Source organism: Bradyrhizobium sp. MI1.4 (genome assembly GCF_055811315.1).
Map to the genome: position 1 here is coordinate 31,908 of NZ_JBVVPP010000036.1, position 17,523 is coordinate 49,430.

The 17,523-nt window shown below is 60.9% G+C and carries 11 protein-coding genes; 2 read left to right on the forward strand and 9 right to left on the reverse strand.

Annotated features, from left to right (window positions below):
• Positions 1-35: 35 nt before the first annotated feature.
• Genes AC0L23_RS28495 through AC0L23_RS28530 form a run of 8 tightly spaced genes read right to left on the reverse strand, consistent with a single transcriptional unit; the run spans position 36 to position 14,074 of the window.
• Entirely contained in the window at positions 36-2,117 is a 2,082-nt protein-coding gene (locus AC0L23_RS28495) for a hypothetical protein (RefSeq protein WP_473357581.1), read from the reverse strand.
• The gene (locus AC0L23_RS28500; protein WP_473357582.1) at positions 2,114-4,513 is read right to left on the reverse strand and encodes a sensor histidine kinase; all 2,400 of its coding nucleotides are present in this window, start codon (positions 4,511-4,513) and stop codon (positions 2,114-2,116) included. The genes AC0L23_RS28495 and AC0L23_RS28500 overlap by 4 nt, the downstream gene beginning before the upstream one ends.
• 46 nt (positions 4,514-4,559) lie before the next feature.
• Positions 4,560-5,477, reverse strand: a complete 918-nt coding sequence (locus tag AC0L23_RS28505; RefSeq protein WP_473357583.1) for a phospholipase D family protein — start codon at positions 5,475-5,477, stop codon at positions 4,560-4,562.
• Between the two features lie 3 nt (positions 5,478-5,480).
• On the reverse strand, positions 5,481-7,304 hold the full coding sequence (locus AC0L23_RS28510) for an ATP-binding protein (protein ID WP_473357584.1): 1,824 nt from the start codon (positions 7,302-7,304) through the stop codon (positions 5,481-5,483).
• On the reverse strand, positions 7,276-8,904 hold the full coding sequence (locus AC0L23_RS28515; protein ID WP_473357585.1) for a DEAD/DEAH box helicase: 1,629 nt from the start codon (positions 8,902-8,904) through the stop codon (positions 7,276-7,278). Before AC0L23_RS28515 ends, AC0L23_RS28510 begins: the two co-directional genes overlap by 29 nt.
• A 9-nt stretch (positions 8,905-8,913) precedes the next feature.
• A complete protein-coding gene (locus tag AC0L23_RS28520) occupies positions 8,914-9,741 on the reverse strand; it encodes a phosphoadenosine phosphosulfate reductase domain-containing protein (protein WP_473357586.1) in 828 nt (275 codons plus the stop codon).
• Positions 9,738-13,121, reverse strand: a complete 3,384-nt coding sequence (locus AC0L23_RS28525; protein WP_473357587.1) for a P-loop NTPase family protein — start codon at positions 13,119-13,121, stop codon at positions 9,738-9,740. Before AC0L23_RS28525 ends, AC0L23_RS28520 begins: the two co-directional genes overlap by 4 nt.
• On the reverse strand, positions 13,121-14,074 hold the full coding sequence (locus AC0L23_RS28530; protein WP_473357588.1) for a DUF4007 family protein: 954 nt from the start codon (positions 14,072-14,074) through the stop codon (positions 13,121-13,123). Before AC0L23_RS28530 ends, AC0L23_RS28525 begins: the two co-directional genes overlap by 1 nt.
• A 93-nt stretch (positions 14,075-14,167) precedes the next feature.
• On the opposite strand from AC0L23_RS28530, the gene AC0L23_RS28535 reads away from it, so the two are divergent.
• Positions 14,168-15,328 carry a cysteine desulfurase family protein gene (locus AC0L23_RS28535; RefSeq protein WP_473357589.1) on the forward strand — a complete coding sequence of 387 codons (1,161 nt, stop codon included), beginning with the start codon at positions 14,168-14,170 and terminating at the stop codon, positions 15,326-15,328.
• A gap of 163 nt (positions 15,329-15,491) precedes the next feature.
• On the opposite strand, the gene AC0L23_RS28540 is transcribed toward AC0L23_RS28535, so the two are convergent.
• The gene (locus tag AC0L23_RS28540) at positions 15,492-16,553 is read right to left on the reverse strand and encodes a hypothetical protein (protein ID WP_473357590.1); all 1,062 of its coding nucleotides are present in this window, start codon (positions 16,551-16,553) and stop codon (positions 15,492-15,494) included.
• Positions 16,554-16,943: 390 nt separating this feature from the next.
• On the opposite strand from AC0L23_RS28540, the gene AC0L23_RS28545 reads away from it, so the two are divergent.
• Complete coding sequence (locus tag AC0L23_RS28545) at positions 16,944-17,249, forward strand: hypothetical protein (RefSeq protein ID WP_473357591.1); 306 nt, start codon at positions 16,944-16,946, stop codon at positions 17,247-17,249.
• Positions 17,250-17,523 lie beyond the last annotated feature (274 nt).

The window sequence follows — 17,523 nt, forward strand, 5'->3', positions numbered from 1 at the left end:
CAGGCCGCGCCGTAACGGCCTCGCCGGCGTGCGGATTAGCCCTGCTTTGCGCCTCCAGGATCCGCAGCCCCCGCCTTCGCGACCGCCGGGTCGGCCTCCGCCGTCGCAGCTGCCGGGGCGGCCTCCGCAGAACCTGCTTCAGCAGGTGCCGCAGCAGGTGCTGCTGCCGGCTTTGCCGCAGGAGCGACAGCCGGACCAGCCGACGGGGATACGGCATCGTTGATCACAAGGACCAAGGCCGCGAGCTTGGGGTCGACCTTCATGTCGGCAGGGTTCCTGGCGATCAGTCCGACCGTTATTTGTTCGATCACACCGCCAGGGTTCGGAATTGCCGCCTTGATCGGCGTAAAGCCGGTCTTGTCGTTGCGCGGTACCGGAAATCCCTTCTGAAGCTCGGAGGCCAGAATCTTCGCCTTCTGCAGCTGTGCGAGGACTGGCCTCGTCTTCGCATCGAGCTTATCGGGCAGCATGGTGTCGATCTTCGCCAGCAGCTCGTCGATCGCCGCCTCTGTCATGATCAACCTGGTCTGCTCCTTGCCATCCTTGTCGCGACCGACGTAGCAGACACCGCCCTCGCGGCCAGCCACTTCCAGGTCGTACTTCTTCAGTCCTTCCGGTGATTGATAGTGGGCTTCAACCTGGACCGGGAACGTGCCGGGCATGTGCGCGACGAGACCGATGCGTCCCATTTCCGCGAGCAGACGTTGCTGCAATTCGAGCGCATGCGCCTCCCTCAGCCGAAGATGGAGACCGTAGTGACCATTGGCCGACAGCAGATCGCGGATCTGCGCGTGCGTCAGCGTAACGATGTCCTTTGCGTCCCATCGAACGAAGACCCGCTTGTCTCCCGGCAGTTTCATGATCGGCGTCTTGAAGCTGGTCGCGCCATAGGTCCAGGACTTCGGCGAAATCTCGGTCACCGTGCCGCTCAGCAACAGCACGCGCTTCGCGCCCTCCTTTCGCACCAGATCGCATGCCGCAGTCATGACGACATAGGCATCCGGCGGCTCCCCGGGCGCGCCGCCATTGAGCAGATCCTTCCTGATCAGGACATCGCCGAAGCCGACCGGAATCTCGTCGACGGTGGTCTTCACCTTTAGACGTTTGGGATTCTGCCAGATAGTCCGGAAGACGAGATCTTGAAGGTCGGTGGTGCCCGCGATGTGCGGCGCCGGGTATCGCGCTGGATCAATTTCGTTCAGCGCCTGCGCGGCGTCGATCGTATGTTCGTCGCCCTCGATCTCGTGCGCCAGAACGCGATCAAAGACATCCAACATGTAGCTCCCGAGCGGCTGCCCCTCGAAAGCCAGCAGGACGTCGCGGATCTGAGCATAATCGGACAAATCGAGCCGGCCGATGCCGTGCAGGAATCGCTTCGAGGCCTGCGCCAGCCCGGTCTTCCATCCATAGACGAATTTTGCGACGCGGAGCGCATCGGCTCTATGCGTTGCGAGCCGCTCGAGGGTCGTTTCGAGCGTGCGCCCTTCCAAAAGCGGTGCCTTCGAATAAGCTCGGAACAAGGCGCCCAAGAGACCGGCACCGTCGCGAAAGCGCTCCTTCTTGTCGGTCAAGAGCTCGCTTCTGGACATCAGGACCACGCAAGGTGGCTCCTTTTCGTGCCCTTGCAGCATCGGCGCGAGAGCAGCAAGCGACAGGTCGATATCGCCCTCTTGCTGGGCCGCACCGAGAAAGAGATCGACGAAGACGAGCGGCACGCCTTTCGCCGCTTGCGGCGGGGTGCGCCCGGACTGGATGACGTCAAGGCCGGCGGCCTTCAGTCGCGCCTCAAGGTCGTCGAGGAACTTTCGGTCGGTTTCGATCGCCTGCCGATAGCCTTGGAAGAGCGGATCCCGCAACTCGGCGGGAAGTTTCCCGTCTGCACCCCACACGGCCGCAACGAATGGGTCGGACAATTGCAGCTGCTCGGGCTCCATCTCCGAATAGGCAGGGAATAACTCGATCAGCACGGCTTCTGAGGGAGCGGCATCAGCCCAAAAGGTCGACCATATGCCCTGTCCGTCCAGATCTGATGCTTTGGGCACCTTGTCATACGCATCGTCGATCACCACCGCGGACTTAATTCCGCTAGCCTTGAGGAGGTCTTTGAGCGCGGTCATTTCACCACCGCGCTTTCGGGGAGCTCCAGAATGAATTCATGAAGCCGACCGGTTTCCCGATCGGCCTTATCCGACAGCGTCAAGGTGGCACCAAGGCTGGTTGCATGATCGCGCGCGACGAATAGCCCGAGCCCGCGCCGCTTTCCTTTTTCCTTGAGCGACCAGAACGCGCGGAAGACACGTTCGATGTTTTCCGGAGCGATACCGGGTCCGTTGTCCGAGACGGTCAACGTTGGTGGATCCTCTTCAAGGGTGATGTTCAGTCTCGGCGCGTAATCGGCCTGTCTTTTGGCGCGCGTTTCCATCCAGTACATCGAGTTGATCACCAAGTTCTGGACGATCTGGACCACCATGCCTCTGACCAGCCTAACGCGGACGGGATGCTTCGGATGCTTGAAAGATGGTTCGATCGAGTGTCGCCGGAACTTTGCGGCGTGGCCGTCGAGCACGTCCTGCACCAATGCGACGAGATCGAATGTTTCGGACCGCTGGCGGCCGGACACGCTCAATTCGTCGAGCACGCGCAGCCGCTTCGTGACGGTCTTCATCTCGGCCCGCAGCGTTTCGAGCTGGGCGCGCACTTCCGTCGGAAATTCTTCTCCCTGAAGGCGCTCGAGAGCGCCGAGCGCGCTCTCGGCGGCTCGGGCCAATTCATGCGCCACCGACTCGACCATGAGACCGACGCCCGCCATATCGATCATCTGGCGGCTATCCTCTTCGACCTGCTCGATCTTCATTTGCGCCCGTGACGAAAGGTCTCGGAATTCGTTGAAGACGTGTTGCAGCGCATCGAAGGTTTCGCACTCTTGCTTCGGAATGAGCTGTCTCACCTTGGTAAGCGCATTCTTTGCACGCGTTTCCAGGGTGTCGATGTCGGCCTTCAGATCGTCGAGCTCAATCGGTGCCTTCTTGTATTTACGGTCGGTCTCCCTGAAGAAATCCCAGAGCATGTCTCGTATGACGTGCTGCAGCATTCCGATGAGCGCCCGCTCTTCATCGGTGCGTCTCAATCCCTCGCGATTGGTCTGATCGACCAGTTTCGGGTTCTTGGCGCGCGATATCCGCACATGGCCGACGAATTGTGCCTTGTTGAGAACGTATCCTGGCCGGCTCAAGGCCTTACGATCCAGCCCCAGCCAATCGTCCTCTTCATTTCCATACGGGAAGACGCGGAAGTCATCTCTGAAGAGCATGATGCCGGACCAGTTGCGCTGCAGATCGCGGACTTCTTTCTGATTGCCCAATTGCTCGATTCCGCCGAGGAGGCGCCGGTTGTACCAGTAAGCCTCGAAGTCGAACGGACCGAGTGTCTGCAGCGCGGACGCGGGAAGCTCATGTGATGCATCCTGCAAGAGAGCTTCAAGCTCCTGCGTCGAGCGAGAGACGTCGTCGGTCTCCTTGGGATGGGGGTATCCTAGGCGTACGGCCTCCATATGAACGCTGAGCACGCCGCCCACGAACTTCCCGGAGAATTTGGCGTGGGCGTTATCGAGCAGCAAACGATTCATCACCGGAATCAAAACCCGCGTGCCATTCCAGATGAGCGCGATGCGCTTGCGCTTGCGGACATCGACGAACGGATCCGTCAGGCGAGCGAACTCCTGCTTGGCCATGTCCTCGATGCGCTTCTCGGTCCAATCCTCCGTGAGGTCGCCGATCACCAAAGTCGTCCCGCTCGAGGAAGCGTCGCTCTTCGTTCCACCTTTTTTGGCTTCGATCTCGATATCTTCGACTCTCGCCTCGATATCCGCGAACTTGTTCCAGTCCACCTCGAGCACATTGTATCGGCGATCGTTCGAACGAGCGGTCACGACCTTGAGGCGGTTGCCGAGCCGCATCGATGACAGCCGGCCAATCCCTTTCTCGCCGAGATAGGGCGATCTGCCGCCTGCATCGAGCGCCTTGTCCACTTCGCGCTTGCGGGACGGAGTACCGATGGTGAGGAAATTGTCGACGAGCTCCTCCAGCGACATGCCGCTTCCAGTGTCAGCGACTTCGATCGTGTTGCCGGCGGCATACGCCTCGTCGAGGGCGGCAAGGAATTCCCGCAGAGAGGTGGCTTTGTCGATGATCGAATTGAAAGCGTCGACGGCCTTTTTGCCCGCAGTTGGGTCCAAAGCCCTCCCTACGGCGGCCTTCGTGTCCGCCAGCATGCCTGCTAGCGCAGCTTTACCCGGCCTCGGCTCCTTGCCGGCCGCGGCCAGGTTTTCGAGAGCCTTGCTGCGCAATCGGAGATAGGCATTCCTTCGGAGCACGACATTGAATGAGATCGTCGCGCCCGTCTTCGAACCGGCATCGAATGCATTCTTGACGAGCTCATAGAACGCGATGATGTCCGAACTGATCAGTTCGGATCCCAGCTCCAGAACAGCGCGGGCGTTGACGCGAAAGCTCAAAAAATCCCCCTAAACCGAGGCTGGATCGCTTCTCAGTCGATCCTGCTCACCCCAAAACGCGTCGATAGCGAAGGACCTCGCCGGTCGGTTCCATTCTATATCGGTCCGGAAAGTAATACTGAAGCCAGGCGGCCAGAATTTCCCACATCTCATCCGTGGCATACGGGGCAGCGCCGCCTGCGGCAGCTATCAACTCGACGGCCCTTCCTGCGTCCAGGCCGGTCTCGGCCTCCCGCTCGATGAGGCGGACCAGGGGCATTTGGTTGAGAGCACCGGACATGACGCGGTAGAACTGGATCTCGGTCAGCCCTTCGCCGACCTCAAGACAGGAGATGTCCGCGCGCTCCGCCTCGAACGCGGATTCGACCATCCTGCGGCGCGCATTTGCCAGATCGCAGTACACGTCCCATAGCTTCTCGGGCGACGGGCAGGTTGGCAACCACGATGCCGATAGACCGCCAATCTCGGCTGCCAGCGGTCGTGGATCGAAACCCGCCTTCACCAGCAGATCGACCTGTCGCTTGATCTCGTCCCTGTAGCGCGCATCTGCCGGCATCGACGTTGCCAGCAGCGCATGCTCGAGGGCGCGCAGGTCCGTGTCCAGCCCGTCTACCGGTCTCAGGATTTCGATGTTCGACGGCGCTCTCCATCCGAGCGCCCTTCCGGTCAGGTTAGCCGAACCGAGCCGGTAGGTTTGATCGAACCGGTAGAGCTTGGCGTGCAGCATATTGTTCAGCAACAGCCGCGTGCCGGGGCGCGCGGAGACCAGATCGAATACTTCTAGGTCGCTCACTCCGGCTGCGACCTCCGCCGGAATCCATCTCGTGACCATGTCGACCCGGACATCCGGAGACAGCTCGGCGAATATGCGTTCAACCACCTCGGCCTTGACGAACGGCGCGATGAGGCAGGCGTCGGTGTGTGCCGAGCGGGCCGCTTCAAGCAGCATATCCCCGAGGGCCAACGATCAGTCCTCGCGTTCGTCGGTAAGGAAGTCGCGTGCCATCCGGCCCCAATCCTGGCGCATCCGCCTGATCCTCTCGCGATTGGGCACGTCCTCGAGCTCCTGGCGCGCCCACGCGGCAAACAGCATCTTGATGGTGTCTGACGCGTTGACGATCCGGTTGACGAGATCCTTTTCGGTCGCTTGCGTCGTGTCGGCGTCAAGCGTCTTGATCAACAGATCGTAGGCCGGATGCGACCTGTTGAAGACGATCTCGGTGACGCCGCCTGGCTTAGATTCCACCGCGAAGAAGGCGTCCATGTCGCTGGCGGCTTCGACGAAGATGACCTTGCGGCGGCGAAGCAGCACGGCCGCCGCGATGTCCTTAGCAACGTCCTCCTCGTACTTCTTCTCCTTGACGAGGTCTTCGACGAGTTGGTCCTGCGCCGCGTCGTTGAACACTTCCGCATCGCTGGGAGCCGTATGGCCTGCATCCGCGCGCTCCTTGAATTTGGTGGACGCCCTGTCCTCGACGTTCGTGTCGTCGTGCCGCTTTCCAGGCCCGCGGCGCCCCTTGCCTTGATCCGCGATCGCGTTGCGCAGGGTCGACAGCGTCTTCTCGATGTAGCGCACGATCTCGATCAACGGTACGCGGTGGTCGCCCTCCTCGGTGAGGCGCCTTTTGAAGTCAACGTAGGATTCGTTTGGCTCGGCCTCCGTCTGCCACTCGAAATTGACCATGTGCGAGAAGGTGGTCGCGGCCTGCTTGTTGTTGGTGACGCCGAAGATCTCGTCAAGTTCAGGCGGAAACTCGACTTCGAGCCCCCACCAGCGTTCGCGCGGATCGTAGCTGTTGGTCCAGGATGGATCGAGGTCGAGCTCCCGGCCCGCGCGCACGATCGAGACGCCGATGTTCTTGGCTGCGTGCTTGCCGTAGTCCTTGCTGCCTCGATCGGTGCCGTCGGCGGGCAAGGTCGCAGGTGTCGCCCAGGACGCCCTGACGTGGACGATGTGATTCTTCCCGCCAAGGTCGATGTGGAATTCCTCGTCCCGCTCGCCGAACTTCTGAAACATCGCAGTCGTGTCGAAGGGCGCCGGCGTTGCCGAAGGCGCACTCAGGTACAGGGGATCGTTGACTTGAGCATCCTGTTCCTTCACGACCTGCCCGCCTTCAGCCGCGCACAGGCGCAGCCGCAACGAGCCGTCTGCAATGAACTTGCGATAGATGCGTCCGACCAGCATTCCCGTATTTTCCAGGGTGTGCTTCGCGCCCTTCCAGGTCAGCCTTTCCTCGTCGAACTTGCTCCAGACGACGAGCGTGCCGGTTGTGCCGAGCCCAACCGACAGCGAACGCCACTCGGCCGGCACTGCGTCCAAGACCGGCTCCGGAATCATCTGCATGCTGCCTGCCTCGATCTCGTCAACGTCGAGGTAGCAGCGCACGGCGTTCGCGGGTCCGCGCTGCCAGGTCCACACATCGACCCGCCTGCCTTGTGAGATCGAAGCGTTCGGGAGCCCGATCCCGAAACGTCCTATTCCCGATCGGTCATCAAGATGAGTGCCGTATCCGAACTGCAGGGCGTGGCGCAGGAGATCGGGGCTCATGCCCGTGCCGTTATCGAGGACACCGATGCTCTTGACGCGCCTGCGTCGCCGTTCACCGACCTGGATCATTTCTTCGTTGCAGATCAGCTCGACAACGGACGCCGTGGCCTGCACCGAATTATCGATCAGCTCGGCGAGCGCGTATGCTGTGTTACGATATCCACTGTCGCGCATCGCCTTGATGGCGAGCTCCGCTGGGATGATGTAGCTGTCCTTAGGAAGTTGCTTCGCCCCGACCGCCATTGCCCCACACGTCCTCCCAATTGACGAAAGCGTCAGCCACGCTTCCGAAGCCCGGCAGATCGGTATCCACCACCGTCACGATCTCGGCCGTCGCATTTCCACCCGCGGCCGGACCCCGGATGGCCCTTCCGACCATCTGGCTGTACAGGACAAGCGATTTGGTCGGTCTGGCGATCACGGCCGCGCTCGTATTGGGCGCGTCAAATCCGGTCGTCAGCACACCGTAGTTGCAGACGACCTGCGGCTCAACTCCGTTGCCCTTGAACCTACGTAGTATGCGCTCCCGGGCGGCGCGCTCCGTCGAGGCCGTAACCACGTGGGATTCTGTACCCCGAAGCGTCAGGATCGATGACAGCAGATGGGCATGGGCGACAGATGCAGCGAAAACGATGATGCGGCGGTGCCTGCTCGCGAGATCTTCGATCGTGTTGAGCACCGCCACGTTGCGTTCGTGATTTTCGGACAATCCAGCGATTTCGTCCAAATCGCCTTCGTCGGCCTCTCTTCTTTCTCTCGCGCCTGCAGCAATTTCCAGGACGCGGAAGGACGGCCGGGCGAGAAAGCCGCGATCGATGAGGAAGTCGACCGCGTTGTCGTAACCCTCGACTTCGATCGTGATCTTCCGGTTGTCGAAGAATGAGGCCAGCTCCGCGTCTTTGGCGATGTCGGACCAGGTGCGCCCCGGAGTGGCGGTTAAACCCAGGAGGGCATTGGCGGGCCTTTTCTCCGAGATGAACGAGGTCAAGGCCCTGTAGGTGGGGGCGATCGCCTGGTGCGCCTCGTCGACGACCGTCAGCGTCGCACGGTCGCCCAACCGCAAGATCATGTTCGGATCCCGTCGGTACAAAGCGTACAATTTGGCGAAGCCTGCAACCAGGAAGCCGGACCGGGCCTGCGAGAGGTCGGGTTCGTAGTCTCCCCAATAGCGGTAGACTTTCGCCGCGGACCGGCCGCGCGAAGTCCAAGCTCTTTCAAATTCGGAAGCCGCCTGTTCCAGAAGCTCCGAGCTTTGAGCAAGCCAGACCACGAGACGATCGTCAGCGCGATTATGCCATTCGCACACCAGGTGCATCGCGGTTCTGGTCTTGCCCGCCCCCGTCGGCATGTGGACGAGAGCCTTGTGAGGATGTTCGCGGAGGGCGTCTCGGGCGCGGTCGGCCACGGACAATTGGTGCGCGAATAGCGGATATGCGGGATCGACAGTCCGTTCGGCTGATTCCTGGCCGCCGGGCGCGCGCTCGGGCACGACGCCGCCGAAGAATTCAAGCAGGCGGTCGTCCACTCCCTTTTGGCGTACGAGATCTGATAACCGATCGAAGACACGGTTTCCTGCGGCACGCAGTCCTAGTTTCTCGGCGAGCTCCGTCGCCTTCGCGAGCGGTAGCATCGCGATCAGCCGGTCGCGCGATGCGCCATCGCGCAGCATTTGCCAGGGCTCGGCCGAGCGCAGGGCGAGAACGACAAGATTTTCCTTGGTGAGCAGTTCCGGATTCATGATGGCGACGACGCCTAAGGTCGCCTCACCTACGAAACCCCGCAGCGCGGTTTCAGGCGCTCGTTCCAGCAGCTCTCGGATCGAAATGCCCGGGACGGAGACCATCCTGCCGGTTCACTTATGGCAGACGACGCAGGAGCCCGCGTCTGCATAGAGCTCCTCGATCTCCGGCGAAGCATTAGGACGAAGTGGATTCGGCCTGATCGATCTGCGCATCTTATCAATTCGCTTTTCATGGTCAGCGCGGATTTCCGCGACACGCTCCGGCCGGATCAGTTCGCCCAGCGATTCGCCCTCGCTCCATGTGAACGGCGAACCGTTTTCCAGCGCCGTCTTTTCATAGGCCTGCGCCTCTTCGAAGCGGTCGGGATGCCGCTCGTTCAGACGGACCCACTCAATCTTCTGCTGGAAGAAACAGAAGGTACATCCGCTGCGAGAGCGCCATTCGTAATATTTGGGCAATCCAAGTCCAGAGCCGTCCAGGATCTCCGTGACGCCTGCTTTGGCGATGCCCGCTTCCTTGAACGGCAGCTTGACGACGAGATTGTCGAAGGTCGAGGTGTAGCCGTCCCGAAAGTTCTCGTCCGCCCGGATGGCCACATAACTCACCACCTTCGCTCCCCCCTCGAGCATGGGCCTAACCCAGGCCTCGAACGGCCTGATCTTCAGCATGCGGGTGCACCAGCGGGTCCGCACCGAAGGCAGGAAGCTCTTGTAGCGCTTCAGCCAGAAATCGAAGTCCCGGTCCGGATTGAGCCGGACGATCGGCTTTCCCAGAATGCCTTCAAGCTTGTCGAGAAAGGCGTAGACCTCCGGCAGCTCTTTGCCGGTATCCGTAAAGAAGTATTCCATATCGATTTCAGGATGGAATTGTCGCATGTAGACAGCGAGTGCTGCGCTGTCGCGCCCTCCCGACAATCCCAAGACATGCCGCTCGCTCATGCGTTCGCTCCCACCTTCGGCTCAGCCGATGGGCGATCGGAAGGCTCAGACATGTAGCGCGCACTTATTTCGGCGAGCGCCGCAAGGATGATGTTTTTCCGCTGCTTCGAGGCCGATTTCATGGCTTGCTCGACGGTAGCGATGACCTCGCGCACCGCCTGTGCATCATGGTCCGATATCGCAAATTCGTGCGAACGGGTGTCCTTCCTGTCGCCCATTCCCACGACCACGGCCATCGCATGGCGCTTGGGCTTCCGCCCGTTCACGATCGCCAGCGCCTCTAGGCGGATGAATCGCTGCGCAAAGGCCACGATTTCAACGCGCGCGCGATCGAGTTCCGCGTCGGTCCAGTCCTTCGCCGGTTTATGTGCGGCAAGGCCCGCGATGCTTTCGATATCGACCTTGTCTCCGAGCGGCCGGGACAGGCGCAGGACGAATGCGTCGAGATCAAAATCGCCTGAGATCTGCTTGACGTTCTCAGCCCTGTCTCGGAGAACCGCTGCGGCATCCGCGACGCCGTCCATGTCGAGCTCATGCAGCATGAGCGCCAGAAGCTCATCAAGCATGCTCTCATAGCGACCTTTGAGCACACGGACCGCCGCTCCGATGCGCGCGACGACCTCCCGGATACGTTTGCCGTCATTAGTGGAGTCCTCGCCAAAAAACAGCTTCGGAAGTTCGTCGAACAGAAGTGTGTTCGGGTCCGAAGCGTGGCGGAGGATGTCGCGGATCGACAGCACCTCGGCGTCGAGCCGCGATGTGCGCCTTGTCCACGGCTCCAAGGCGTCGAAGCTCGCGACCAGCGCCCGGGCGACATCCAACGGAGACGTCGAAGAAACCGCATCAGCCCCCTCGAGTTCGATCAGCACACCGCGCACCCCGTCGAGGAGCTTGCGGCCCGCTGCGGGAATTTCCAACCAACGAACCTGGATGTCCTTTGGGTCGTTGATGAGCAGATCGGCATCGTAATCGGTCCAAAGTGGCTGGAACACTTGTTGCCGGTAGTAGGCCAGATGATCCCGCCGCGATAATGCGTAGGCGAGACCCAGCACCGCGTGGACGCCGTCCTTGATGCCAAATGGTGGCTCGCGCCACACGTCGAAAATCTCTTCGAGCGGAATCACGCGCTGCGCGTTCTTCCGCAAAAAATCGTCGGTCGCGCTCCACAAGGGCGCAAGCCCCGCCGGATCAATGTCATCGGTACCGGGAACGACGTACTTCCACTTCCGCCCCACCCGCCTGTACAGCTCGGTCTTCTCCAGGAGGGAGATGAACAATCCCGCCTCGGCCGGAAGGCCCGTCATTGCCAGCCGCTCGACACCCTCGCTCTTCACCATTGCCTTCAACAGCGTGTTCTTGGCGGTGTTGGCGTTCGAGGACGGGGACACCCTGATCAGAAGTTCGTTAAAAAGCTTCGGAGCCGCATCGTACCGGGCATCGGCAAGATCGGAGGCCAGCGAACTGAGGTCGGCCGCCGAAAGCTTCTTGTTCGGAGCTCCTTTGCGCACCCACAAGGCGGAGTCCAATACCAGACGGAGAACGTTCTCGAGCCGGCTCTGCGCGGACGACAGCCGCGCGGTCACTTCGCGTTTTGCCACCGGGTCGCCATGAAGCTCGGGCCGCTCCTCGTTAATGCGTTCGAGCGCAAGCGCTTCCTTCGCGGCGTCCAGAACCGTCGCCGCGTTCGGCGAAACCCCGATCAGCACATCGCCTCCGCTCGACAACGCCTGCCGCGCTGCGGCGAGAACATCCTCCACGGTTTCATTCGCGGTCGGTATCGGCAGCAGCAACAAACCCATCGCGCCTTTGCCGACCTTGTAGCGCTCGACCCGGCTTTTGAGTTCGGACGCAGGCACCACGTCAAGGTCGAACCAACGCAAGGATCCGGTCTCGTGATAGTGGCGCTTGGCGATGACCGGTTGGAATAAGGCGAGCGACCGCAGCGATGTGAAATCAGGCTGAAGCTGCTCCGACAACGCCTTCTCGAGTGCGGCCTCGATATCGAAATCGCTGCCCGCATAGACGCCATAAGCGCCGAGGTGCTTTCGGAAGACGATCAACGAGCGCATCGCGAGATCGTCCAGCGCGGCGCGGACGTCAGCCTCGGAAACGCCGGGGATGCAGTTCGCAAGCAGTGTCTTCGTCGCAGCAATCCCGGACCGCTCACGGAACATCTCGATGACTGCAATCGCTTTCACGAGATCGACCTGGAGACGTTCACCTTGCGCTGCTTCGCAGCGTTCGACGACTTCGACCGCCGAGGACCACCGGTGCCCGTCGGGAGACGCTAGGATGGAAGGCTCAAGATTGGAACGAAGGTAGTTCCAGAGCCGGGGGACGTCGTAGGTATCGCTGTCATCGGACGAACTCAGGAATTCCTGGAAACCGTACGGCTCGGCCGAGTTGAGGAAGCCGAACATGCTGCGCTGGTTCTGCCCGAAGCGGCGGCGCGAGATTGGCCCCAGTAGCGCTGCAACGATCGGATGCAACGGCAGGCACTGCGCGAGCGAACCAGCGATCTTGCCGGCATCTCCACGCCTCGAATTCGCAATCGACTCCGCGACCACCTTGATCGACTTGGACCTTTCGGGACCAGCGCCATCCATCTGGACTGCCCTGGCCAGCAGCTCGAGCTGCTCCTCGCCGGCAGTGTCGACCAGAAGGTCGACGTACCGACCCTGCACCTTCGACCACTCGTCGCGCTGCTCGCGCGACAGGCGCTGGGCATATTCCTCGAACGCCTGGTGGAGGATACCGATCACCACGAGACGGCCCCCACTCCTGCTCGCAAGCTCAGCTACCTGCTGAAAGAAGAAGATATCGGTGTTCTCACCCACCACACCTTCCAGAAATTTCCCCATTTCGTCGAGGACGAGGATGAGCCCACCCCGCGTCCGAGACTCCTGTTTCGCCACTTCGGATAGAGCCTCCAGAACCTTTGCTTCGGTCCATTCGCCACGCGAACGCGGCCACAGCCTCGCCGCTGCAAGACCTTCGCCGACTGCGGCGACCGGCGAACCGCGCCGCCCGACGATAGGCAGCATCCGCCACCCCTTCGACAGCGGCGGCATCAACTTCCACAACTGCTCGGCAGGCTTCTTGCCGACGATCTCGGCTGCGCGGGCCCTGCGCTTGGTATCCCCGGCCAAAATCGCATTGAGGGCGACGACGAGACTGGACTTCCCGCTTCCATAAGGACCCGTCCAAGTAAACGCCGAGTGCCCGGTTTCGCCTACGTGGCGCCCCATCGTCAGGAGCGTCTCGACCGCGGACTGCGGGCACAGGAATCCTTCCAGCGCGCGCGGATCGTCGACATCAGTGTCGATCCGAATAGCCCTCTGGAAGCGCGGCGCGACGCGAACCCTTTCAAAAAGCGTCATCAGCTCATCTCCCCCTGCCGGCTCTTCTTGTAGGACGCCCTGATCAGCGAATTGAGAGCGCGACCATCGAAATCCCCCCCGCGAACAACCTGACGAAGACCGGCCGTCTCCGACCACCGGAAGAGGCCGTCGGATTGATCTTCGAGTTTGATAAGACGATCGGCTAGCCCCGGCTCATCGAGCAGAAAGACGCGCCCGGGCGAACCCGGCTCGTGCGCAATCATCTCGAAAGACAGCGTCCGGGTGTTACCGACACGCTCCCAGAAAGAGTTCAAAGCCAAGGCGAAAACGCTTGGGGGAAGCGTGGGCTTGGGACCGCGCGCAAACTGATAGTCGTCTCGTCGTCCTATCGTCCGAATGAGGCCCAACTCGGCGAGCGGCGACTCGAGCGCGTCCTCCGGAGCACCGACGTGAGAGGCGGCCGTCGATGAGTAGGTCCGGAGGAAGCATTCAACGTCGCGGCGTACCGTGGTGTCGGAAGCCTTGGGCCATCCACGGGCCATAGCAAGCTTGAGGAGCCCTTGGATCAGATCGTCACGCCTGAAGGTCTGCGCTCCGAAATGGTTGAACGCCCAGAACCATGTCGTCTTGTTGGCACGACCACAGAGCTTCCAGTGGAGCAGCCACATTGTGGCATGATGCTCCATGAAAGGATCCTGCCCCGACGGACCGAAAATCAGCTTTCCGAACGCCGTCGGCCTGACTTGATCGCCCTCATCTTCGATGACCTCGGTGACGGTCGCCCAATGCCGGATGGAGGCGACCATGTTCTTTCCGACACCAAACCTTGCGATTGCATCGTCGGCAAGAAACACGGTACGCTTGTTGTTGGGCTCGTCCGCCGTTTCCAAGGTGGCGTCTATGGCTTTCTTCAGCCATCCGTATCGCAGCGGGAAGGTTTCGTGACCGGAAAACTGCGAACGGTAGCCTTCCTCGAACAACGGACTTTTCACGGATCCCGGGCTCCCCTGGCGGATGTCTCCAGGTGGACAGTAGGAGTGGCTGCCGTTAGGGTCAATGTGCAAACTGGATGAAGTCCCCAGCCCATGACCGAACGCCCTGTCTATCTCGACAACATGGCCTCCACACCCGTCGATTCTCGCGTGGTTGAAGCCATGGCACCTTTTTGGTCAGCGGCTTTTGGCAATCCGCATTCCGTCGAGCACGCGTTCGGTTGGCAAGCTAATGAGGCCGTGGAGCGGGCCGCGGCTTCGGTGGCGGCACTGATCGGCGCTGACGCGGACGAGATCGTCTTCACCGCGGGAGCAACCGAAGCCAATAACCTCGCCATCCTAGGCTTGGCTCATCGCGCACCTGCCGGGCGGCGGCGAATGCTCGTGTCAGCCGTCGAGCACAAGAGCGTGCTCGCTGCGGCGCGCGCCGCCGCGGAGAGGTACGGGATGATCGTCGAAGTCATTCCGGTCGACGCGGAAGGACGGATCGACCTCGTTCATCTCTCTGCAACGATCGCGGAGGATGTGATCTGCGTGGTGGCCATGGCGGTCAACAACGAGATCGGCACCGTTCAGGACATTCCGGCTGTTGCGGCGATCTGCGCCGCAGCCGATGTTCATCTCTTGTGCGACGCCGTGCAGGCTCCATTGGGCGTCGATCTTGATGTCGACCGGCACAAGATTTCGCTACTCGTTCTGTCCGCACATAAGATCTACGGTCCCAAGGGAATCGGCGCGCTCTACGTCCGGCGCGATGTTCAGAAGTTGATCGAGCCTCAAGTCTACGGCGGCGGACAGCAGCGCGGGTTGCGGGCGGGCACGCTGCCGACGCCCCTTTGCGTCGGCTTCGGTACCGCGGCCGGTCTGCTTGGAACGGAGGAAGCTGTCAGAGAACGGGCGATAATCGCGGCTATCCGTGACCGCTTCGAAGACGGGCTGCGAGGGCTCGGTCATCCCGTCGCGATCAACGGAGGTGGGGCCTCCCGCCATCCGGGCAATTCGAATGTGCAATTCCGCGGCCGGGATGGTCGGGATCTCATCGCGGCGCTTCAACCGAGGTTCGCGGCCTCCTCGGGCTCGGCCTGCTCATCTGGAATCGTCGAGCCCTCGCACGTGTTGCGGGCAATCGGACTGACGGGTGACGAAGCGAATTCGTCGGTGAGATTTAGTTTTGGCAGGTTTAGCACCGAGGCAGACGCTGCCGCAGCGATCGATGCACTTTCAGAGGCGATCTCCGCCGATGAAGCCGCGTAAGCAGGCTTGCGGCTTTCGCAAATATTCGGATGTCGTCGGCCCGATCAAAACGTCTAAAATAGCTAATAACGTTTGGAAACACTTCGCAGAGGCGCGCGGCCCATTTCGGACCGTGCCTTGGCGCACGATTGCGCCACTAGCCCAGCCGCACTTACAATTTGAGCTACGTTCGAGCCGCTGTGCGCTTGATGCTGTCAGCAATCTGCCAGCCGCGATTGATGTAGCCCTTGCTCTCCGCACTGCTGCGCTTTTTGCTTTGAAGCACTCGCCGAAAGTCGATCATCAAGGAATCGTTGGCGCCGGGGATCGCGACGGTCCCGTATGTCTCGGCGGCGAACCGGTTCAACAATGTGTCAGCCGTATTGAGCTGCTCTCCGCTAGTGATGGCGGTGGCAAGTATCATGATGTCGTTGACCGAGTTGCGGACATTATCCTTGATGTTGTGCGTTTCGCAGAACCGTGAGAGCAGCGTCAGTCCAACATCCGCGGTCTCTCGGCTAAGCGGAACGCAATCGGCAAACGTCGTACAAAGAAATGCAAAGCGCTGCTTCAGGCGTTTCTGCAACTTCTTATCGAGGGACCAGATGATGGAAGTGAATGCGGGCCCGTTCCGATCGTTCAGGAGCGCGGCCATCGAACGGCTGTCATGCTGGACAAGCTTGGGAAACTCACGTCCGAAATCGAAGACGAGGCGTTCGCCCCGGGTCGGCTTGTGGTCTGACGGTATTTCGCGCCGCTGCGGTACAACGTGCCCCGGATGATATCGAATGTAATACTTCGCGTTTGTCCGGGACGTGGGATCGTAGCTTTCGAGGAACTCGTGCGCGACGATGGAGGAAATGCGCGCTCCGTCCAGCCGGCGCTCGCCTTTGAACGCATAGGAAAGGATTTGGGTATCGACCATCAGCAGCTTGCCGGTCTTTTCGTCGAAGACGTATCCTTTGTGCCCGTCCAAGAAGGAGCTAACATGATCATGGGTGCCAACGGATAGGGCGACCATCACACCATCGGAGTCGCCTCGCTGCAAGACGAGGCGATAGCCGTCCGGAAGCTCGTACTTGACGCACTTTGGAATGCGCGTTTCGGCTCGACGCGGCGCCGACGGCTCGACGTCGCGTTGGATTTCGAAAAGTATCTCGGACGCGCGTTGATAGTGCTTGCGTGAAGAGCGTCTCAGACCGTCGAGATCCTTCGTGAAGCTGGGTCTCAAGGTGATTTTTGGCATTTGTGCATCGAAGCTCTGCGGCTACCAGACAATCTGGGAGACTGCAGAATTGCGCCCCACGATTATTGAAACGAGCATGAAATAGAGCGCACAACCCACAAGAATGCAATCTGATTTGTCCCACGGCTACCGCTCGCGCGGCCGATCGTGCCCCGACATCAACCGCGCTGCGCATCGGAAACTTCTGCGGTTCAGCCGGCATCTCTGGGGTCGCCTTTGCTACGCGCTTGCAGCAATACTTCCGATCCATCCGATTTGTACGCCACAGCGCGCAAGACTGCGCGGATGCTTCGGAGAAGCTTTCGCTCTGCAGTGTAGGCGATATGGATCAACAGATCTCAGGCAACGGGCTACGCGCAGCTGAATGGCGAAATTGTTGAAGTAGGCACCATGGTTGACATTGACAACAACAAGCGGCGGCGGCTCGCCGAGTTCAAGGACGGTTGCCGCTACGGCAAATTCGGAAAGACGAAGGCTTACGAACTGATCGCTTGCGACAGCATCAAGGCCTACAAGATGGGCGGAAAGACCATGATCGACCTCGACAGCGTGGATGAATTTCATGCTGCGTTGCCAAGGATCGAAACGAAGGTGAACCAGGTCTCCGAACTGCGCAACGAAACCGAGCGGACACCGTCGCAGAGGCTGTCGAGGCAACCGGACCAATGCCGCGTTAAGACCATGCGTTCGGCCTGATAGGACGATCGAGCCGCGGGTTTTGTGTTTGTCGGCCGTTGCGTCCGTACCACTTCGTGGAGCCGTCGGCGCGTCTCGCGGGCAAGCTGGCTTTCGCGGCAGTTCGTCTTGTTGGGCCGCACCGTGCTAAACGAAAAGGGGGGGGGGGCGGGCGCCGCCCCCCCCGGGGAGGTGTGTGGGTTTTTTGTGGTCGACCCGGTTGAGGGGGGGGTGGTGGGCCCGCGCGATAGGGTTATTGTTCGACAATTATATTTTAAAAGGGGGACGAACGCCA